Here is an 18,901-nt window from a genome sequence, read left to right as displayed (position 1 = left end):
GTGTAGCCTGCGGCCTGCACAGGGGCGCGTAGCTCAGTGGTAGAGCTCTGGTTTTACACACCAGCGGTCGGCGGTTCGATACCGTCCGCGCCCACCCGATGACCGGCCCGGCCGTCGGCCGCGCGCGGTGCCGAGCCGGCCGCCGAAGCCGGCTCGAAATGCCTTGGCGGCGTAGGGCTCCCGGCCGGCGGCCGGTGGGCGTGCCCCGAGATCCAGGACCGGGCGCCGACGAGCACGGCGGCGTGCACCGCCCGCGCGATGCGGGCGCCGAACGTCGAGCGCGGCCCGCCGAACGCCTCCGCCGCCCCGTCCGTCGGGCAGTGCACGACGACCGCGTCCGAGGCGGTTCCGGTGGCCCGAATCCCGGCCTCGTGCAAGGCCTGCGCCTTGGCCTCGGTGGCGGTGGCCACGGCGTTGACCAACGCCGCCTCCGACAGCCGCACCGGCGCCGCCACCACGATGTTGATCGTCCCCACCCGGTGCGGCGCCTCGCGGCGGAAGTGGTGGTCGGGCGCCGCCGCCCAGGCGGGGCTGGAGAGCCCGACCGTCGCGGTCACCTGCGCGCCGCCGTCGGCGCCGAGGTGGTGGCGGGTCACGTCGACGGCGGTGAGCAGCCCGCAGCCGGCGCCGGCGAGCCCGAGCGCGGCGCCGATCTCGCCCAGGTGGCGGTCGGGGTCTGTCCGGTCGTAATCGAGCGGGACCGTGGCGTTGACCAACCAGTCCCGCGCGCCGATGCCGCCGCCGAGCGGGCCCGACGAGATGCACAGGCGTGGCTCGGTGAACGGCCAGACCAGCACCGGCAGCGACCGGCCGTGTTCGACGCGCGCGGTCAACTGGGGATGCACGGGTCTCATCCTCGCGGGCGGGCGCCAGCGAACATCACCAGGCCGCGATTTCGGGCCCCGGCAGTCGCGGTGGGCCCACGCTCGCGCACTATGAACGCGTGAAACCGTTCCGCATCGATGTCCCCGACGACGTTCTCGACGATCTGCGTGCGCGGCTGGCCCGCACCCGGTGGCCCGAGGCCGAATGCGTGGACGACTGGAGCCAGGGCATGCCGCTGGCCTACACCCGCGAACTGGCCGACTACTGGGCCAACGACTACGACTGGCGCGCGCGGGAAGCGGCGCTGAATCGGTTCGACCAGTTCGTCACCGAGATCGACGGCCTGGACATCCATTTCATCCATCAGCGCTCGCCGCACGCCGACGCGTTCCCGCTGCTGATCACCCACGGCTGGCCGGGCTCGATCGTGGAGTTCCACAAGGTGATCGAGCCGTTGACCAACCCGGCGTCGGGACGCGGCGAGGACGCCTTCCACGTCGTGTGCCCGTCCCTGCCGGGCTACGGCTTCTCCGGGAAACCCACCCGCGCGGGGTGGGGCGTGGAGCGGATCGCCCGGGCCTGGGAAACGCTGATGCTGCGGCTGGGCTATCAGCGCTACGGCGCGCAGGGCGGCGACTGGGGCGCGGCGGTGACCACCCAGATCGGCCGCAATCGCGGCCACTGCGTGGCCATCCACCTCAACATGCCGATCGGCAGGCCCGGCCAGGAGGCGCTGACCAACCCCACCGAGCAGGAGCGAGCGGCGTTGGCCGCGTTGGCGAATCACCGCAAGCGGGGCACCGGCTACTCCAAGCAGCAGTCCACCCGGCCGCAGACGCTGGGCTACGGCCTGGCCGATTCACCGGTGGGTCAGCTGGCCTGGATCGTCGAAAAGTTCTGGGACTGGGCCGATTGCGACGGGCATCCGGAGAACGCGTTGAGCCGCGACGAGCTGCTCGACAACGTGATGGTCTACTGGGTGACCAACACCGCCGCCTCCTCGGCCCGGCTGTACTGGGAGAGCTTCTCGGCGTGGGGCGGCGGGGACCGGGTCGAATTGCCCACCGGCGTCGCGGCTTTCCCGGGCGAACTGCTCAAGGCGCCGCGCTCCTGGTGCGAGCCGGCCTACAACATCACGCACTGGACGGACATGCCGCGCGGCGGGCATTTCGCCGCATTCGAGCAGCCGGAGCTGTTCGTCGAGGATCTGCGCGTGTTCTTCGCGACGGTACGCTGAGGGCGGCTAGACCACCCGGCGGCCCCGGCGCGCCCGGGATCGCATGTCCCACAAGTAAATTCGATAGCCGAGGATCCACACCCCGTGCGGGATCAACCGGTCGGCCAGCCGCAACGAGAACAGCAGCCAGCCGAACCGGCGCTGCTGGCCCGGCGTCCAGTCCAGCTGCATCATCTCGCGGAACTCGGGGGCCAAGAACCCCGTCGTCGCAAACAGGTTGAACGGCCCGGCCAGCACCCGCAGCGGCCAGGGCAGGAAGGCCAGCGACGCCACCCCGTGCAGGTGCTCGCGCACCGGCGGGTCGATGCGCAGCTCGTCGAGCGAGCGTTTCCAGTACTCGTCGAAGGCGGCCCGGTCCGGCGGCCACATCCGTTCGGGCACCTGCAGCGTGGTGCCCAGCCGCGCGGCGTCGCGATAGACCGCGTCGGCCGAGGCCTCATCCAGCGGGCCGTGCAGGAACTCGTGTTGGTCGACGAAGTAGCGGTACAGGCACGCCGCCACCCACAGCTGCAGCTTGGGGTCAAAAGCGTTGTAGGACACCGGGCTTGACGGCCTGGACCGCACCTGCCGGTGGGCGACGTCCACCGCCGCGCAGATCAACGCCCGGTCGTAGTCGGTGCCGATGGTCGCGGCGGCCAGATAGGTGCCGGTGGTGCGGGCCCGCTTGAACGGATGCTTGTAGACGTTGCCGCTGTCCACCGGGCTTTCCAGCACGCCGTAGCCGACGCCGGGCAGGGACAGCTGCATGATGACGTTGGCGGCGGGCAGCAACGTCGCCGCCGGATTCAGCAGGTCGGCGACCCGCGTCGCGGGCCGCTTCATTGCGGGCCCCGCCTCGTCGATTCCATGAACCCCAGTATGAGACGCTGCGCAGGTGTTGGCGACGCACCCCGTCGGCGTGCTGATCGGTTACCTGGCCGACCGCGCGCTGGGCGACCCGCGCCGGGGTCATCCGGTGGCGCTGTTCGGCCGCGCCGCCGCCGGTCTGGAGAACCTCAGCTACCGCGACGGCCGGGTCGCCGGCGCGCTGCACGTCGCGGTGTCGATCGGGGCGGTGGGCCTGCTGGGGCTGGCCGTGCACCGGGCCGCCGCGCGCGCCGGTCCGCGCTGGTCGATCGCGGCGACCGCCGCGGCCGGATGGGTCTGCTCGGGTGGATCCTCGCTGACCCGCACCGGGCTGGCCATGGCCGAGCTGCTGCAGCGCGGCGACGTCGACGCCGCCCGTCGGCTGCTGCCGTCGCTGTGCGGGCGCGACCCGGCGGCGCTGGACGCCGCCGGGCTGGCCCGGGCCGCGCTGGAATCGGTCGCGGAGAACACCTCCGACGCGCAGGTGGCGCCGCTGTTGTGGGCGGCGGCCGGTGGGGTGCCCGCGGTGCTGGCGTATCGCGGCATCAACACGCTGGACGCGATGATCGGCCACCGCTCGCCGCGCTATCTCCGATTCGGTTGGGCGGCAGCGAAATTGGACGACATCGCCAACTACCCGGCGGCGCGGGTGACCGCGTCGCTGACGGTGCTGCTGGCGCCGGTGGTCGGCGGCTCCCCGTCGGGCGCGGCGCGGGCCTGGCGCCGCGACGCCGCCCGCCATCCCAGCCCCAACGCCGGCGTGGTGGAGGCGGCGTTCGCCGGGGCGCTGGGCGTGCGGCTGGGCGGGCCCACCCAGTACCGGCACCAGCTGCAGATCCGGCCGACGCTCGGCGCCGGCCGCGAGCCCACGGTGACCGACCTGCGCCGGGCGGTGCGGCTGTCGGCGGCGGTGCAGGCCGCCGCCGTGGCCCTGGCGGCCGGGCTGCTGGCCGCCTACCGGCGGCGTCCGTAGCGGTCGGCGAGCTTGTCCTGCACCGACTGCGGGGCTTCGGCTGCCGGCGCGGCCGGTTGCTTTTCCGCGCGGCGGGCCCGCAGCTCGGAGTAGGCGAAATAACCCACCCCGATCGGGGCCAGGATGCCGAACGCGATCCACTGGATGCCGTAGGACAGGAACGGGCCGGCGTCCAGTTGCGGCACCCCGACCACCCCCAGCCCGCCGGGCTGACCGTCGACCAACTGCAGATAGGACCCGGCGAGCGGCACCTTGGTGAGCACCGCGATCTGCTCGGTGTCGATCGAATACACCTGCCGCACACCGTCTCCCACGAACGGGTCCTTGCCGGCGGCAGCGGGCTCGGAGTTGCGCAGCCGGGCGGTGATGGTCACCGTGTCGGCGGGCGGGCGGGGGATCGGCGGGACCCGCGACCCCTCCAACGGCCGCACGTAACCACGGTCGACCAAGACGGTGGGCCCGCCGTCGACCACGAAGGGCGCCAGCACCTCGAACGCCGGTTTGGAGTCGATCACCCGCAGCCGGGCCAGCACCTGCACGTCGGCCAGATAGTGGCCGGTGGCGCTCACCTGCCGCCACTGCTCGGCCGGGGCGGCCGAGTTTTGTTGCGGCAGCAGGGTTTTCAGCGGGACGGGCGGGGTGGTCAGGGAGTGTTCGATCTGGTGGTTCTGCTGTGAGGTCCTGCTGTGCTTGCCCAATTGCCAGGGCGCGAGCACGGTGAAGCACAGGTACGCGAACGCGACCACCACCAGTGCCAGCACGACCCAGCCCGGTCGCAGCAGAAACGACAAGCCGCGCAGCCACCGGGGCATCACGACGATCCGTTCTGCGCCAGCCGTTCGTCGACCCAGTCGTGCAGGCCGGGCAGCGCGGCCTCGATGACGGTGTAGACGCGTTCGAAGTCTTTGCTGTCGCCGTAGTAGGGGTCGTCGACGTCGGGGGTGTGCGCGCCGGTGCGCGGATCGAACGACCGCAGCATCCGGATGCGGTCCTCGTCGACGCCCAGGTGCCGCAGCATCCGGGCGTGGTTGCGGTCCAGGGCCACCACCAGATCGGCGGACAGATGCTCGGCGCCCACCTGCGCGGCGCGGTGCTCGGTCGGGTAGCCGTGGGCGCGCAGCACGCCGGCGGCCCGCTCGTCGGCGCACTCGCCGACATGCCAGTTGCCGGTGCCGGCGCTGCTCACCCGCACGGCATCGGCCAAGCCGCGGCGGCGCAGCTGGTCGGCGAACATCTTCTCGGCCATCACCGACCGGCAGATGTTGCCGGTGCAGACGAACGTGACGTGCAGCGGTTCAGACACCCAGCGCCCTCCGCAGCTCGTCGATGGTGGCGGCGCGGGTGACGCCGTCGGGGTGCGAGTCGGCGTGGCCGTAGCCCCAGCCGACCACCACGGTGTCGATGCCGTGCGCGGCCGCGCCGTGCACGTCGTGGCTGCGGTCACCGACCATCAGCACCCGCTCGGGCAGCGGTTCCAGCTGCGCCAGCGCGTGCGCGAGCACCTCGACCTTGGCCTTGCGGGAACCGTCCGGGCTGGCCCCGGCGATCACCTCGAAGTGATGGTCGAGCCCGAAATGGGCGAGGATGCGCCGCGCCGTCGGCTCCAGCTTGGAGGTGGCCACCGCCAGCCGCACCCCGGCGGCGCACAGATCGGCCAGCAGCGCCTCGATCCCGTCGAACAGCGTGTTCATCGCCCAGCCGCGGGCGCCGTACTCCGCGCGGAACGCCGCGATCGCCGCCTCGGCGTCCTCGCCGAGTTGCATGGACCGGAACGTGTCGTCCATCGGCGGGCCGACGATCTGCGCGACCAGGTCGCCCGGGGGCACCGGCGCGCCGATGGACTCCAGCGCATGCAGGAAGCTGGCCACGATGCCCTCCGCGGAGTCGGTCAGCGTGCCGTCCAGATCGAAGATCACCAGCTGCGCCGCGGGGGCGGCGGGATCGGCTGACGTTGTGCCTGTCACCTCACCATTGTCCTCGATGGCCGCGGCGGTCCGGGACGGTGTTGCTCGGTGCTGCTTCGGGCCGCCGGGCTGGCCACTAATGTTTTACGGATGGCGAGTCTGAACCTGAGCCCGCCGGCGGCGCGCTACCACGGTGATCAGGCCGTCGCACCCGGGATGCTGGATTTCGCCGTCAACGTCCGGCACAGCCGGCCGCCGCAGTGGCTGCTGGATCGGTTGGCGGCGCGGCTGCCCGACCTGGCCCGCTACCCGGGCGGCGACGACGTGCACCGGGCGCAGGACGCCGCCGCCGAACGGCACGGCCGCCGCCGCGACGAGGTGCTGCCGCTGGCCGGGGCCGCCGAGGCGTTCGCGCTGCTGAGCAACCTGCGCCCGAAGCGGGCGGCGGTCATCGCGCCGTCGTTCACCGAGCCGGCCGCGGCGCTGAGCGCGGCCGGGGTGCCGGTGCACCACGTCGTGCTGGAGCCGCCGTTCGGTCTGCGCGGCGTGGCCGTCCCCGAGGAGGCCGACCTGGTGGTGGTGGGAAATCCCACCAATCCCACCGCGGTGCTGCACGGCCGCGAGCAGCTGCTGGCGCTGCGCCGGCCCGGACGGCTCCTGGTGGTCGACGAGGCGTTCGCCGACGCGATTCCCGCCGAGCCGCAATCGCTGGCCGGTGACGCGCTGCCCGACGTGCTGGTGCTGCGCAGCCTGACCAAGACATGGGCGCTGGCCGGGCTGCGGGTGGGCTACGCGCTGGGCGCGCCGGAGGTGCTGGCGCGGCTGACCGCGCAGCGGGCGCACTGGCCGGTGGGCACGCTGCAGCTGACGGCGCTGGCGGCCTGCTGCGGCCGGCGGGCCGTCGCCGACGCGGCGGCCGGGGCGGAGCGGTTGAGCCGGCTGCGCGAGAAGATGGCGGCCGGGCTGGCGTCGGTGGGCGCCGATGTGCTCGACGGGCGGGCGCCGTTTGTGTTGTTCCGGATGCCGGATGCGGTCCGGGTCCGAAAGCTGTTGCACGACAAGGGGATCGCCGTCCGTCGCGGTGACACGTTCGTCGGCCTGGACGAGCGGTACCTGCGCGCCGCGGTGCGCCCGGAGTGGCCGCTGCTGGTGCAGGCGATCGCGGAGGTGCAGCGGTGAGCGTGAAACTCGCCGACGTCATCGCGGTGCTCGACGAGGCCTACCCGCCGGGGCTGGCCGAACCCTGGGATTCGGTGGGGCTGGTCTGCGGGGACCCCGACGAACCGGTGGAGTCGGTGACCGTGGCGGTGGACGCGACACCCGCGGTGGTCGACGAGGTCCCGGCCGGCGGGCTGCTTCTGGCCCACCACCCGCTGCTGCTGCGCGGGGTGGACACCGTCGCGGCCAGCACGCCCAAGGGTGCGCTGGTGCACCGGCTGATCCGCACCGGGCGGTCGCTGTTCACCGCGCACACCAACGCCGACTCGGCATCGCCCGGGGTCTCCGACGCGCTGGCCGATGCGCTCGGCCTGACCGTGGAGGCCGTGCTGGGACCGGCCCGGCCCGCCTCCGATCTGGACAAGTGGATCATCTACGTGCCCGGCGAGAACGCGGACGCGGTGCGGGAAGCCGTCTTCGCCGCCGGCGCGGGCCATATCGGCGACTATTCGCATTGCAGCTGGAGCGTCACCGGCCTCGGGCAGTTCCTGCCGCACGAGGGCGCCTCGCCCGCGGTGGGCAGTGTCGGCAGGGTGGAACGAGTGGCCGAGGAACGGGTCGAGGTGGTGGCCCCCGCACGGGCCCGGGCCGCAGTCCTGGCGGCGATGCGCGCCGCCCATCCCTACGAGGAGCCCGCGTTCGACATCTTCGCGTTGCTGCCCCCGCCCGGCGACGCCGGGCTGGGCCGCATCGCGCGGCTGGAGCACCCGGAGCCGTTGCGGCGCTTCGTGTCTCGGGTCGACGCGGCGCTGCCGGCGACGTCCTGGGGAGTGCGGGCGGCGGGCGACCCGGAGCTGGCGGTGTCGCGGGTCGCGGTGTGCGGCGGGGCGGGTGATTCGCTGCTGGCCGCCGCGGCCGGCGCCGGGGTGCAGGCCTACCTCACGGCCGACCTGCGCCACCACCCGGCCGACGAGCATCGCCGGGCCTCCGAGGTGGCCCTGATCGACGTGGCACACTGGGCGAGCGAATTCCCGTGGTGCGCCCAGGCCGCCGACCTGCTGCGGTCCCAGTTCGGCGGACGGCTCGACGTGCGGGTGAGCTCGATTCGCACCGACCCGTGGAATGTCGAGCACGACGGGGGTGAGGGACGATGAAAGCCGATGTGGCACAGCAGCGTTCACTACTGGAGCTGGCGAACGTGGATGCCGAGCTGTCCCGGCTGGCGCACCGGGCCGAGCATCTGCCCGAGCAGCAGGCCTGCGAGCGGATGCAGCAGGAATACGACGCCGCCGGTGACCGGCTGGGGGCGGTGCGAATCGCCTTGGAAGACATCGATGCTCACGTGCGGCGGCTGGAAGCCGAGGTCGACGCGGTGCGCCAGCGCGAAGACCGCGACCGCTCGCTGCTGCAGTCCGGAGCGATCGACGCCAAGCAGCTGGCCGACCTTCAGCACGAGCTGGAGACCCTGCAGCGTCGCCAGACCAGCCTGGAGGATTCGCTGCTGGAGGTGATGGAGCGGCGCGAGGAGCTGCAGGCCCAGCTGGACGGCGAGCAGCAGACGCTCAAGGAGCTGGAGGCCGAGATGGCCACCGCGCGGCGCGATCTGGACGCCGCGCGCGGCGAGATCAGCGAGTCCCGTGCGCTGCATTCGTCGCGGCGCGACGCGCTGAGCGCCGAACTGGACCCCGAGCTGTTCGCCCTCTACGAACGGCAACGCGCCCGGGGCGGGCCGGGCGCCGGGCAGCTGCTGGGACGGCGGTGCGGCGCCTGCCGGCTGGAAATCGACCGCGGGGAGCTGTCCCGGATCTCGGCGGCGGCCGAGGACGACGTGGTGCGGTGCCCGGAATGCGGGGCAATACTGCTGCGGGTCAAGGGGTCCGGTCAGTGAAGGTCGTCATCGAAGCCGACGGCGGATCGCGCGGCAACCCCGGCCCCGCCGGGTACGGCGCTGTGGTGTGGACACCGGACCGCGGCACCGTGCTGGCCGAGAACAAGCAGGCCATCGGCCGGGCCACCAACAACGTCGCCGAATACCGCGGCCTGATAGCCGGTTTGGACGACGCGCTGAAGCTGGGCGCCACCGAGGCCGAGGTCTACCTGGATTCCAAGCTGTTGGTGGAGCAGATGTCGGGGCGGTGGAAGGTCAAACACCCCGACCTGATCGAACTGCACGCCCAGGCCCGAGGCCTGGCGGCGCGGTTCGACAGGATCAGCTACTCGTGGATTCCCCGCGAGCGCAACTCGCACGCCGACCGGCTGGCCAACGAGGCGATGGACGCGGCCGCCGCGGCCACCGGCACGGCGGAAAGGCCCGAGCCGGCGGAAAAGCCCGGGCGGGCCGAACAATCCGATCCGACCGCCGTCGACGCCGGGAATACCGCCGCGGCGCCGTCACCGGCGGCGCCCGGGTGGACCGGCGCGCGCGGCACCCCGACCCGGCTGCTGTTGCTGCGACACGGGCAGACCGAATTGTCGGTGCAGCGCCGCTATTCCGGGCGCGGCAACCCCGCACTCACCGAGACGGGACGGCGGCAGGCCGACGCGGCGGCACGCTATCTGGCCGCGCGCGGCGGGATTTCGGCAGTGTTCGCCTCCCCGCTGCAACGGGCCTACGACACCGCGGCGGTCGCCGCCAAGGCGCTGGGCCTGGACGTGACCGTCGACGACGACCTGATCGAAACCGATTTCGGGGCCTGGGAGGGGTTGACGTTCGGCGAGGCCGCCGAGCGCGACCCCGGACTGCACCGGCGCTGGCTGCGTGACACCAGCACCGCTCCGCCCGGCGGGGAGAGCTTCGACTCGGTGGCCGAGCGGGTGTCGCGGGTTCGCCAGAAGATCATCGCCGCACAGCAGGGCAGCACCGTGCTGGTGGTGTCGCACGTGACGCCGATCAAGATGCTGCTGCGGGAGGCGCTGGACGCCGGGCCGGGCATCCTGTACCGGTTGCATCTCGACCTCGCCTCGCTGAGCATCGCCGAGTTCTATTCCGACGGAGCCGCTTCGGTGCGGCTGGTCAACCAGACCGGATACCTGTAGGACGCCGGGAAGCCCGCCGGCTGGGTTAGCCGTCGCCGGCGGGCGGGTGCACGGTGATGGCCTGCTCCGGGCAGTTCTGCTCGCCGACGCCGGCCTGCGCCTCGAGCTCACCGGAGACCCGCCCGGCCCGCACCACGCAGTGGCCGAACTCGTCGGCGTCGAAGACGTCGGGCGCCAGGGTGTAACAGCGTCCGTGACCGGTGCAGCGCTCGGCGTCGACGACGACGCGCCTCATCGCGCCCTCATCGCACTGGGAAGACCAGCGGCAGCGACTCCACCGACCTCAGCGCGGCGGTGTAGGTCAGCTGCGTGCCCGGTTTGATCTCGTAATCCGGTATGCGCCTATGGAATTCGCGAAGCGCCACGCGCAACTCCATGCGGGCCAGATGAGAGCCGAGGCAGCGATGCGGGCCGCCGCCGAAGGCCCGGTGCCGGTTGGGGCTGCGGGTGAAGTCGACGGTTTCGGGGTCGGGGAACTCGGCCGGGTCGGTGTTGGCCGCGCCGAGCAGCGGGCTGACCCGTTCGCCCTTGCTGATCGGGCAGCCGCCGACCTCGACGTCTTGCGTTGCGACGCGAGCGACACCGGGAACCGGTGTCTCCCAACGCAATAGCTCCTCGACGGCGCCGGGCAGCACGTCGGGCCGCTCGACAAGCTGACGACGGTGCTGGGGGTGGCGCGCCAGGTAGACGAAAAAGCAGTCCAGCGAGTCGGTGACGGTGTCCAGGCCGGCGATCAGGAACAGGAAGCAGATGTCGAGCAGCTCCTCGCGGGACAGCGGCTGCCCGCCCACGTCGGCGGCGATCATCGCGGACAGCACGTCGTCACGCGGGACCGCGATGTGCTCGTCGATGGCCTTGTCGAAGTACTCGTAGATCTGTTGGGCCACACCGGCGGAGCTCTCGTGGCGGCGGTCGAACCCCGAGTCTCCCGCCGGGCGGATCACCCCGTCCTTCCACAGCAGAAATCGGTCAAGGTCCTCCAGCGGCAGACCCAGCAGCTGCAGGAACACCGTGCACGGCAGGGGAACCGCGAACTCGGCGTGGAAGTCGCATTCGCCCCGCGCGGCGAACCGGTCGATCATCTCGTTGACCAGCTCGGTGACGAGCGGTTCGCGGCGGGCCATCTCGCGCGGGGTGAACAGCGGGTCGAGGATGCGGCGGTACTTGGCATGCTCGGGCGGGTCGATCTGCAGCGGGATCAGCGGCCGCACGTTGCCCAGGTCGACCGCGTCCATGTTCGACGAAAACAGTTCGGTGTGCTTGAGCGCCATCTCGATGTCGGCGAGGCGGCTGAGCACCACCGCCTGCGGGGACCGGAACACCGGGTTGGACTCGCGCAGCGCCTTGTACATCGGTTGCGGCTCCGCGACTCCGGTGACGGTCTGGTCGACGAAACCTCCGGCTTCGGTCATTGGGTCAGCCTGGCACCATCGTCGGCGCCAGGCAATGGCGTGGCCGGCTAACTGTGCAGGTGCAGCCGCTCGCCGTGCGGTCCGAAGATGACGATGGCCTCCACCGGCCCGTCGACCACGCCGAACCAGTGCGGAGTCCACGTCGAGAACTCGACCGCCTCGCCGGGATCGATGGTGAAGTCCCGGTCGCCCAGGATCAGCCGCATCCGGCCGGCCAGCACGTACATCCAGTCCTGTCCCTCGTGCACGGGCAGCTCGGCGGGCGGGGTGCGCCGCTGGGCGCTGACCCGGATCTTGAAGGCGTGCAGGCCGCCGGCGGGGCCCTGGCGGGTCAGCGGCCAGTAGGTGACGCCGTGGTGGGTGTGCGCCGACCCCCGCACCCGCGGGTCGGGCGCCTGCGCGGGCTGCAACAGCTCGTCGGTGCTGACCGAGAGCGCCCGGGCCAGCCGCGGCAGGTGATCCAGCGCCAGCCGGCGCTTCCCGGACTCCAGGCGGCTCAGCGTCGACACGTCGATCCCCGCCCGCGCACCCACCTCCTGCAACGTCAGGCCGCGCTGCACGCGCAGCTCCCGCAGCCGCCGGCGCACCTGGACGTCGATGTCGGTGTTTGCCTGCATGGCAAACAAGCTTGGCAAAACTTGGGCGGCTGGGCAAGCTCGCGGTATGGACACTTCGTGCGAACCCGGTGAGGCCGGGCGGTTTTGGGAAGAACGCTATCGCGGCGCCGAGCGGGTGTGGAGCGGGCGGGTCAATCCGCGGCTGGCCGAACTGGCCGCCGACTTGCCGGCGGGGCGGGCGCTGGATCTGGGCTGCGGGGAGGGTGCCGACGCGCTGTGGCTGGCGCAGCGCGGCTGGACGGTACTGGCGGTGGACATCTCGGCCACCGCGCTACGCCGCGCCGCCGAGGCAGCAGCGTCGCGGAAATTATTGGCGCGGATCGACTTTCAGCGCCACGACCTCAACGAGAGCTTCCCGGAAGGGATGTTCGACTTGATCTCCGCCCAGTATTTCCACTCGCCGGTGCACCTCGACCGGGACGCCGTGCTGCGCCGGGCGGCCACCCGGGTGAAGCCCGGCGGTGTGCTGTTGATCGTCGACCACGGCGCGGCGCCACCGTGGGCGCAGCACGACGGTCACCACTTTCCGGGTGTCGAGGAGGTGCTCGGGTCGCTGCGGCTGGATCCGGACGGGTGGACCCGGCTGCGGGCCGAGGCCGCGGGGCGCGAAATGACCGGTCCGAACGGAGAAGTCGGGACGTTGATGGACAACATCATGATGTTGCGGCGGACCGAACAGGCCTACGCGGCGTCGTGAAAGATCAAGCCCATCGCGTAGCGCTGGCCGGAACGCACCACCGAGACCCCGTGGCGTACCGGCGCCGCGGACCAGCCGCGGGCCGAGCGCACCGGACGTTCCCGGGTGGTGAAGACATAGCCATGGCCCTGAGGTAATTGCGTTGCGGTGCCGCGGGATTGGGCGCGCGGCCGCTGCTCGACAAGCAGGAATTCGCCGCCGGTGTAGTCGGTCTGCGGATCGCTCAGGTTGATCACCACCTGAAGCGGAAACACCAAGTCCCCGTAGAGATCCTGATGCAGCGCATTCCAGTCGCCGGCACCGTATTTGAGCATCAGGGCGGTGGACCGTTGCTGGCCGGCCGCGTGGCAGGCCGCCAGCCAGTCGTCGAGGCGGTCCGGCCACACGGGGTCACGGCCGAGTTTGCCCCACCAGTCCCGGGCGATCGGCAGCAACCGGGGATAGAGGGCCTGTTTGAGTTGTTCGATCGGCTCGGGATAGGGCGCGCGGAAGTAGCGGTACTGCCCGGCGCCGTAGCGTTTGGGGGCCATGTCGATGGTCGACCGGAACAGGCCGTCGTCGGCGTAGAGTTCGCGCAGCCGTGCGGCTTCCCGGGGCGTGACCAGCCGCGGCAGCAGCGCCCCGCCGAATTCGCCGACCGCGGCGGCGATGGCGTCCCAATCGCCGGAGTCGACGCGCCTGTGCCATCGGTCCATCAGGTCCACGATAGGGCCCGCCCGCCCGCGGCGAGGGCGTTGCTGGCACCGGCCGGGCGCAGCGGGTACCGTGGATCGTCGCGGACGAGTTGGCCGGGCGGCCGCGGCTCGTATCCCGAGTCGAGGAAAGTCCGGACTTCACAGAGCAGGGTGATTGCTAACGGCAATCCGAGGTGACTCGCGGGAAAGTGCCACAGAAAACAGACCGCCACCCTCGCGGTGGTAAGGGTGAAACGGTGCGGTAAGAGCGCACCAGCACCCCGGGTGACCGGGGTGGCTCGGCAAACCCCACCCGAAGCAAGGCCAAGAAGGCCGTGCCGCCGGCACGGCCGCGCAGGCGTCCGAGGGTTGCTCGCCCGAGCCTGCGGGTAGGCCGCTCGAGGCACCCGGTGACGGTGTGTCCAGATGGATGGTCGCCGCCGCGCCGCCGGTTTTCCGGCGGCGCGGAACAGAATCCGGCTTACAGGCCAACTCGTCCGCCCCGGCTTCGTTGCGGGCGGTTGCGGGCTAATCCGCCTTGTGCACCGCCTTGCCGAGTTTGCGCAGCGTGTCGTCGAGTTCGTCACGGCAGCGTTGCGCCAGATCGGCCTCGCGCTGATAGAGCAGCCCGTAGGTGAAGGTGTCCTCGCCGGCGGCGTGCGCGGCCTGCGCCTCCTGGCTCAGGTGTTCGCGGCTGACCACGCTGTCTTGGTGATCGCCCAGCAGTGACTGCACGGCCTTGGCCCGCTCGGCCACCCGCGCCGCTCCGGTCGCCGTCGCAGTGTATCGAAGTCGCTTGGCGCGCTTGCGGATTCGATGTATCGCCTCGTCGCGTAGGTGTCGGTCGCCGGGGTGCTCGCGGTCCACCCGGGCGGCGGCCTTGGCGGCCTTGCGGACCTTGCGGTAGGCGGTGTCGATGGTCACCGGCGCCTGTTCCTCGGCCCCGGGGAGGCCGGGGCGCCGGGCCGCGATCGCGTCCAGGGAGTCGAGCAGCCGGAAGTAGCGCTGCGACCGCATGGCGATCAACGAGCGGCGCAGCCCGACCTGGTAGCGGCGCCGGGCACCCCCGACCAGACGTTCGCGCACCGGCCCGCGCACCAATTCCGGTGGGAGCGCGCCCAAGTCGCGCTCGTAGCGCTCGGCGAGCACCTCGGCGTCGCGGGCCACCCCCAAAATGCCGGCCAGCTCCCGCAATTCGTCGAGCACCCACGCGTCGTCGCCCAACCCGAACGAATCCTGGTAGTCGCGCAGCAGGCTGCGCAGCTTGCGGGTGGTGACCCGCATCTGGTGGACGGAGTCGAAGGCGTCAGCGCGCACGGCGCGATCCCACACCAGCAGCTCGCGAACCTGCTCGGCGATCGCGCGCTGCAGCGGATCCTCGGGCGGCCGCGCGCCGTTGGGCGACGGCGCGCGGCCCAGCACCCGCGCCAGCTTGGAGCCGTGGCCGGCCGGCACCGCTCCGGCGTCCAGCAGCCGGTTGCTCAGCCGGTTCAGCAGCTCGGCGCCGGCGGCGCCCTCGGCGTGCCCGTTGCCGCCGAGCAGCTCCAATTCCCATTCCCGCCACTCCTGTTGGGTGGGCGGATGTCGGGTGGGCGGGTTTTGGGTGGGCGCCTGATCGGTGGGCGACGCGGCGGTGTCGTCGAAACCGCCGGAACCCTCGTCGACACCGCCGGAACCGTCGTCGGGGCCCTCGGGCGCGCTCGGCGTCGCCCACGCGGTGACGTGGTCGTTGCTGAACTCGGCTAGCGGCTGGCCCGCCGCGTCGTAGAGCACCTGCGTGTCACGCTCGGTGGTGATCCGCGCGACCGGCCGCAGCGGACGGTTGCGGACGATCGCCAGCACCACATCGACCAACTCGGTGGGCACGGTGTCGGCGTCGGAGGCGTCCAGCGGTGCCCGGACTTCGGTGCGCGCGTCGGGCCCGGCGGGCAGCTTCAGGTGCCATCCGGCGTCCGAGCCGCCGGTGCGCCGGCGCAGGGTGATCTTGTTGCGCGCCAAGTCATGTGCGGGCGTGTCGAAATACGTCGCGTCCAGGATCTGGGTCGGCGACTGCTCGACCCGGGCGACCGCGGCGATCCCTTCGAACGAGGGCATCACCGTGGACTCGACCACGTCGAACTTGCGCTCCACCTCGAGATGACGCGAGGTCTGCGGCGCTTGTGCAGGCATCTTCGGGCTCCATCGGAGGCGCGTCGGAGGCGCGTCGGGGGCGCCGGGCGCGGCCGTCAACATGGTGGACAGGGGCGGATGAGCACCCATAGCCTGCCATACCGCGGTGACGGCGTTACGGCGGTGGAGGCGGCGGGGGAGTCGAGGTGTCGTCTTCGGGCAGCGGCGCGTAAACGGCCGGCGGCGGGGCGTAGCGGGCGATGTTGTCGCCGATGTTGGTGCACCCGCTCACCGTGACGCGCCGGCCGGCGCCCACGCACACGGTCGCGTCCGCGCGATCGGCGCCGGGCACGGCGACCAAGATCGCGGGCACCGCGGCCAGACCGCAGAGCACCAGCAACGCCGCACGGCACCGGCGCGCATTCATCCGCGCTCTCCTTCCGACGCTTTGATTGCCACCTGATTGCATTGTGCCGTCGTGAGCCGGCGGCGGGCGGGAATCGGAAATAATCGCCTGGCGGCCGCGCAATTCTTCGCCGCGAATCGGCGCCCGCGCGGCGAGGAAACCCTTATGGTTTGCCATACGCACACCCGCCGCCTTTCGCAAAACCGACGAATGGAGCGTTCCATGGCGCCTTTTGCTCGCTCGGCACCCCGAGTCATCGGCGAAAGAATCGCGGCCGGCGCGGCCGGGGTGGCAATGACCGTCGCCGGCCTTGTCGCGACGCTTGTGCTGACGGCGGGACCGGCGGCGGCCGACTCGCCGATGGACGATCCGGAACCGGCGCCGGCGTCGCTGCCGAACTGCACGGCGGCCGACCTGGCCCAGGTGTCGGCGGGCGTCGCCGCAGCCACGTCGGCGTATCTGTTCAGTCACCCGGACGTCAACGCCTACTTCACCAGCTTGAAGGGCCAGCCCCGCGACGAGATGCGCGCGCAGCTCAAGCAGTACATGGACGCCAACCCGCAGACCCACGCCGACCTGGAGGGCATCCGCCAGCCGCTCACCGATTTCCAGGACCGCTGCCGCTGACGGCCCTGCCGGTCAGCCGGCCGGCGGCGGCTGCAGATGCATCGCCAGATCGCTCAGCTCGAGGATGGTCTGAATCTCGCTGTCCCGGAACGGCCGCCCGTCGGGATCCAGCAGGTCGTGGAACCATTCCCGGGGCATCGCCGGATCCGGATGCTCCCAGGAATCCCACGGGAAAAACGTCTGGGTTTTCCCGGCGACCAGGCCCCAGTTGAACGCGCCGACGTTGGCGCGCTTGGCGATCGGCAGAATGGTTTGCACCGTGCTGCCCAGCGGCCGGGCCATGTACTCGGTGCACAGGATCGGGCGCCCCAGCGGCACCAGATCGGCGATGCGCTTCTCGAACGCCGCCGGTTCGCCGTAGCAGTGGAAGGTGATGACGTCGGAGTTGTCGAGCTGGATGCCGCTGATGACGCTGCGCCGTGCCGGGTCGGCCCACTCGCCCTGCCACACGCCGCTGGTCAGCGGTTGGCAGGGATCCACCGAGCGGGCCCACGCGAACACCTGCGGCAGCAGCTCGGCGACCCGGTCCAGCTTGTCCGTGCGCTCGACCGAGGCGTAGGCGTCGGCGGGATTGTCCGGCTCGTTCCACAGGTCCCAGCCCAGGATGCGGTCGTCGGTGCGGAATTGCGACAGCACCCCGGTGACGTAGCCGCGCAGGGTGTGCAGGTAGCCGTGGTCGTCCAGCCGCGCCGCGCCCGGGCTTTGCACCCAGCCGGAATTGTGGATGCCGGGCCGGGGCGCCCGCTGCGGACCCGGTTGGGGAAACGGATCCCAGCACGAATCGAATAACACGAACAGCGGCTTGATGCCGTGTCGGGCCGCGATGTCGACGAACCGGGCCAGACGGCCCTGAAACCCCCGGTGGTCCTGTTCCCACAGCAGGTCATGCAGGAAGACGCGCACCGCGTTGAACCCGTTGCGGCGGGCCCAGCCCAGCTCGGTGTCGATGCGGCGGGGGTCGAAGGTGTCCGGCTGGAACATCTCCAGCTGGTTGATGGCGTTGGAGGTGATGTAGTTCGCGCCGACCGGCCAATCCTGCGCCTGATACCAGCGGTTGGCCCGCTCGGGCGACCACCGGCTTGCCTGCGGCGACGTGCGGGGCGGCTGCGCGGACGCGTGCGGTGCTCGGGCCAAAGCCATGCCTCCTGCCAATAGCAGCGGCAACTTGAACACCAGTCGACGGTGCACTAAGTCACCACGATTCCCCCGGTCGATGTGGTCCCACCCTTGCGCTAGACAATCCGTCTTCGGCAATCGTACATCGTTGCCACACAATAACTTTCAGCCCACACCGGCCGTCGGGCTGTGACCGGGACGGCTGCGGTGCGCGCTAAAACCCTTGCTACGCCGTCACAGTAGCGCAGCGGGGCGAGGGCCCCAACGACCGCCTCAGAAGCAGTGTTCGTCGGCCGGGAAGACCCCGGCGGCCACCTCGTGCGCATACTGCGTTGCGGCGCGGCGCAATTCGCCGCCGATGTCGGCGAAGCGCTTGACGAAGCGGGCGGACTTGCCGCTGCTCATGCCGGCCATGTCCTGCCAAACCAGAACCTGGCCGTCGCAGTTGGGGCCGGCGCCGATCCCGATGGTCGGGATGGTGAGCTTGCCGGTGATCTGGGTGGCCAGCTCGGCCGGCACCATCTCCATCACCACCGAGAACGCTCCGGCCTCGGCAACGGCGATCGCGTCGGCGATGGTCTGTTCGGCCGCGTCGCCGCGGCCCTGCACCCGGAAACCGCCCAGGCTGTTCACGCTCTGCGGGGTGAAGCCGATATGCGCCATCACCGGGATGCCGGCCGCGGTCAGGTGAGCGATCTGCTCGGCCACCCGTTCGCCGCCCTCCAGCTTCACCGCGTGCGCGCCGCCCTCCTTCATGAACCGGGTGGCGGCGGCCAGCGCGGCGGCCGGCCCGGCCTCGTAGCTGCCGAACGGCAGATCGGCGACCACCAGCGCGTGCGGGGCCCCCCGCACCACGCCGCGGACCAGCGGGATCAGCTCGTCGATCGACACCGGCACCGTGGTGTCGTAGCCGTAGACGACGTTGGCCGCCGAGTCGCCCACCAGCAGCACCGGGATGCCGGCCTCGTCGAAGATGCGGGCGGTGGAATAGTCGTACGCCGTCAGCATGGCCCACTTGTGGCCCTCGGCCTTCATCTTCTGCAGATGGTGGGTGCGAATCCTGGTGCGCGGCTGGGCGGGCTGGGCCGGTTGGGCGGGCTGGGCGGCACCGTAAACATTGTGCTCAGACATCGTTGTCCTAGTGGGTGGTCGGGTCGATCCTCGTGGCCCTCAGTTTCGGAAAATCCTGAGCGGGTCCCCGGGTTCGTCTGACGGTGTCATTCTGCCATTTCTTTTGCGCAGTCGCACCGCCGCGGCGGTGTGA

General features: G+C 71.5%; 21 protein-coding genes, 1 tRNA gene and 1 other RNA gene. 10 read left to right on the top strand and 13 right to left on the bottom strand.

The annotated features are described in order from the left end of the window. Positions 1–22: 22 nt before the first annotated feature. A tRNA-Val gene (locus tag H7I87_RS13185) sits at positions 23–94 on the top strand. Here H7I87_RS13185 and H7I87_RS13180 read toward each other — a convergent pair. Beyond that, the gene (locus H7I87_RS13180; protein ID WP_062895295.1) at positions 54–854 is read right to left on the bottom strand and encodes an adenosylcobinamide amidohydrolase; all 801 of its coding nucleotides are present in this window, start codon (positions 852–854) and stop codon (positions 54–56) included. The two genes, H7I87_RS13185 and H7I87_RS13180, sit on opposite strands and share 41 nt — an antisense overlap. A gap of 89 nt (positions 855–943) precedes the next feature. On the opposite strand from H7I87_RS13180, the gene H7I87_RS13175 reads away from it, so the two are divergent. Further along, positions 944–2,062, top strand: a complete 1,119-nt coding sequence (locus tag H7I87_RS13175) for an epoxide hydrolase family protein (protein ID WP_011724654.1) — start codon at positions 944–946, stop codon at positions 2,060–2,062. A gap of 6 nt (positions 2,063–2,068) precedes the next feature. Here H7I87_RS13175 and H7I87_RS13170 read toward each other — a convergent pair whose 3' ends face one another. Further along, complete coding sequence (locus H7I87_RS13170) at positions 2,069–2,884, bottom strand: oxygenase MpaB family protein (RefSeq protein ID WP_011724655.1); 816 nt, start codon at positions 2,882–2,884, stop codon at positions 2,069–2,071. A 52-nt stretch (positions 2,885–2,936) separates the two neighbouring features. Between H7I87_RS13170 and H7I87_RS13165 the strand changes: the two genes are divergently transcribed. Then, positions 2,937–3,881 (top strand): cobalamin biosynthesis protein, encoded by a 945-nt coding sequence (locus tag H7I87_RS13165; protein WP_011724656.1) that lies wholly within the window; start codon positions 2,937–2,939, stop codon positions 3,879–3,881. On the opposite strand, the gene H7I87_RS13160 is transcribed toward H7I87_RS13165, so the two are convergent. The 3 genes from H7I87_RS13160 to H7I87_RS13150 are packed head-to-tail and all read right to left on the bottom strand — an operon-like array spanning position 3,863 to position 5,845. Then, complete coding sequence (locus tag H7I87_RS13160; RefSeq protein ID WP_011724657.1) at positions 3,863–4,693, bottom strand: SURF1 family cytochrome oxidase biogenesis protein; 831 nt, start codon at positions 4,691–4,693, stop codon at positions 3,863–3,865. The genes H7I87_RS13165 and H7I87_RS13160 overlap by 19 nt on opposite strands. Next, entirely contained in the window at positions 4,693–5,184 is a 492-nt protein-coding gene (locus H7I87_RS13155; RefSeq protein ID WP_003878184.1) for a low molecular weight protein-tyrosine-phosphatase, read from the bottom strand. Before H7I87_RS13155 ends, H7I87_RS13160 begins: the two co-directional genes overlap by 1 nt. Then, complete coding sequence (locus H7I87_RS13150; RefSeq protein WP_176217699.1) at positions 5,177–5,845, bottom strand: HAD-IA family hydrolase; 669 nt, start codon at positions 5,843–5,845, stop codon at positions 5,177–5,179. The genes H7I87_RS13155 and H7I87_RS13150 overlap by 8 nt, the downstream gene beginning before the upstream one ends. Before the next feature lie 90 nt (positions 5,846–5,935). Here H7I87_RS13150 and cobC point away from each other — a divergent pair, with 90 nt between their 5' ends. From cobC to H7I87_RS13130, 4 genes are read left to right on the top strand one after another with little or no spacing between them, the layout of a single operon-like run. Continuing rightward, positions 5,936–6,964 carry an Rv2231c family histidinol phosphate aminotransferase CobC gene (gene cobC / locus H7I87_RS13145; RefSeq protein WP_063967060.1) on the top strand — a complete coding sequence of 343 codons (1,029 nt, stop codon included), beginning with the start codon at positions 5,936–5,938 and terminating at the stop codon, positions 6,962–6,964. After that, positions 6,961–8,097 carry a Nif3-like dinuclear metal center hexameric protein gene (locus H7I87_RS13140; protein ID WP_063967061.1) on the top strand — a complete coding sequence of 379 codons (1,137 nt, stop codon included), beginning with the start codon at positions 6,961–6,963 and terminating at the stop codon, positions 8,095–8,097. The genes cobC and H7I87_RS13140 overlap by 4 nt, the downstream gene beginning before the upstream one ends. Next, on the top strand, positions 8,094–8,831 hold the full coding sequence (locus H7I87_RS13135; RefSeq protein WP_019734317.1) for a zinc ribbon domain-containing protein: 738 nt from the start codon (positions 8,094–8,096) through the stop codon (positions 8,829–8,831). Before H7I87_RS13140 ends, H7I87_RS13135 begins: the two co-directional genes overlap by 4 nt. After that, complete coding sequence (locus H7I87_RS13130; protein ID WP_019734318.1) at positions 8,828–9,979, top strand: bifunctional RNase H/acid phosphatase; 1,152 nt, start codon at positions 8,828–8,830, stop codon at positions 9,977–9,979. Before H7I87_RS13135 ends, H7I87_RS13130 begins: the two co-directional genes overlap by 4 nt. 25 nt (positions 9,980–10,004) lie before the next feature. On the opposite strand, the gene H7I87_RS13125 is transcribed toward H7I87_RS13130, so the two are convergent. From H7I87_RS13125 to H7I87_RS13115, 3 genes are read right to left on the bottom strand one after another with little or no spacing between them, the layout of a single operon-like run. Continuing rightward, positions 10,005–10,214 (bottom strand): ferredoxin, encoded by a 210-nt coding sequence (locus tag H7I87_RS13125; RefSeq protein ID WP_019734319.1) that lies wholly within the window; start codon positions 10,212–10,214, stop codon positions 10,005–10,007. 7 nt (positions 10,215–10,221) lie between these two features. Continuing rightward, positions 10,222–11,391: a cytochrome P450 gene (locus tag H7I87_RS13120; protein WP_011724659.1), complete on the bottom strand. Its 1,170-nt coding sequence runs from the start codon at positions 11,389–11,391 to the stop codon at positions 10,222–10,224. 47 nt (positions 11,392–11,438) lie between these two features. Then, entirely contained in the window at positions 11,439–12,008 is a 570-nt protein-coding gene (locus tag H7I87_RS13115) for a helix-turn-helix domain-containing protein (RefSeq protein ID WP_011724660.1), read from the bottom strand. A gap of 46 nt (positions 12,009–12,054) precedes the next feature. Here H7I87_RS13115 and H7I87_RS13110 point away from each other — a divergent pair, with 46 nt between their 5' ends. Continuing rightward, on the top strand, positions 12,055–12,705 hold the full coding sequence (locus tag H7I87_RS13110; protein WP_009976469.1) for a class I SAM-dependent methyltransferase: 651 nt from the start codon (positions 12,055–12,057) through the stop codon (positions 12,703–12,705). On the opposite strand, the gene H7I87_RS13105 is transcribed toward H7I87_RS13110, so the two are convergent. Then, on the bottom strand, positions 12,690–13,400 hold the full coding sequence (locus H7I87_RS13105) for a 2OG-Fe(II) oxygenase (RefSeq protein WP_024637506.1): 711 nt from the start codon (positions 13,398–13,400) through the stop codon (positions 12,690–12,692). The two genes, H7I87_RS13110 and H7I87_RS13105, sit on opposite strands and share 16 nt — an antisense overlap. Positions 13,401–13,485: 85 nt before the next feature. Here H7I87_RS13105 and rnpB point away from each other — a divergent pair. Then, an RNA gene (rnpB, locus tag H7I87_RS13100) (RNase P RNA component class A) lies at positions 13,486–13,879 on the top strand. A 28-nt stretch (positions 13,880–13,907) separates the two neighbouring features. On the opposite strand, the gene H7I87_RS13095 is transcribed toward rnpB, so the two are convergent. Together H7I87_RS13095 and H7I87_RS13090 are read right to left on the bottom strand one after the other, a co-directional pair. After that, positions 13,908–15,548, bottom strand: coding sequence for a CYTH and CHAD domain-containing protein (locus H7I87_RS13095; protein ID WP_011724672.1), 1,641 nt, complete (start codon positions 15,546–15,548; stop codon positions 13,908–13,910). A gap of 115 nt (positions 15,549–15,663) precedes the next feature. Further along, positions 15,664–15,915: a hypothetical protein gene (locus H7I87_RS13090; protein ID WP_003872343.1), complete on the bottom strand. Its 252-nt coding sequence runs from the start codon at positions 15,913–15,915 to the stop codon at positions 15,664–15,666. 189 nt (positions 15,916–16,104) lie between these two features. Between H7I87_RS13090 and H7I87_RS13085 the strand changes: the two genes are divergently transcribed. Continuing rightward, complete coding sequence (locus tag H7I87_RS13085) at positions 16,105–16,521, top strand: heme-binding protein (RefSeq protein WP_023861481.1); 417 nt, start codon at positions 16,105–16,107, stop codon at positions 16,519–16,521. A 12-nt stretch (positions 16,522–16,533) separates the two neighbouring features. On the opposite strand, the gene H7I87_RS13080 is transcribed toward H7I87_RS13085, so the two are convergent. Both H7I87_RS13080 and panB read right to left on the bottom strand, forming a co-directional pair. After that, entirely contained in the window at positions 16,534–17,709 is a 1,176-nt protein-coding gene (locus H7I87_RS13080) for a glycoside hydrolase 5 family protein (protein ID WP_023881491.1), read from the bottom strand. Positions 17,710–17,910: 201 nt separating this feature from the next. Next, the gene (gene panB, locus H7I87_RS13075; RefSeq protein ID WP_023861483.1) at positions 17,911–18,768 is read right to left on the bottom strand and encodes a 3-methyl-2-oxobutanoate hydroxymethyltransferase; all 858 of its coding nucleotides are present in this window, start codon (positions 18,766–18,768) and stop codon (positions 17,911–17,913) included. Between the last annotated feature and the right edge of the window lie 133 nt (positions 18,769–18,901).

Source organism: Mycobacterium timonense, from assembly GCF_025821985.1.
Classification (GTDB): Bacteria; Actinomycetota; Actinomycetes; order Mycobacteriales; family Mycobacteriaceae; genus Mycobacterium; species Mycobacterium avium.
This window is presented reverse-complemented; position numbering and strand designations above follow the sequence as displayed.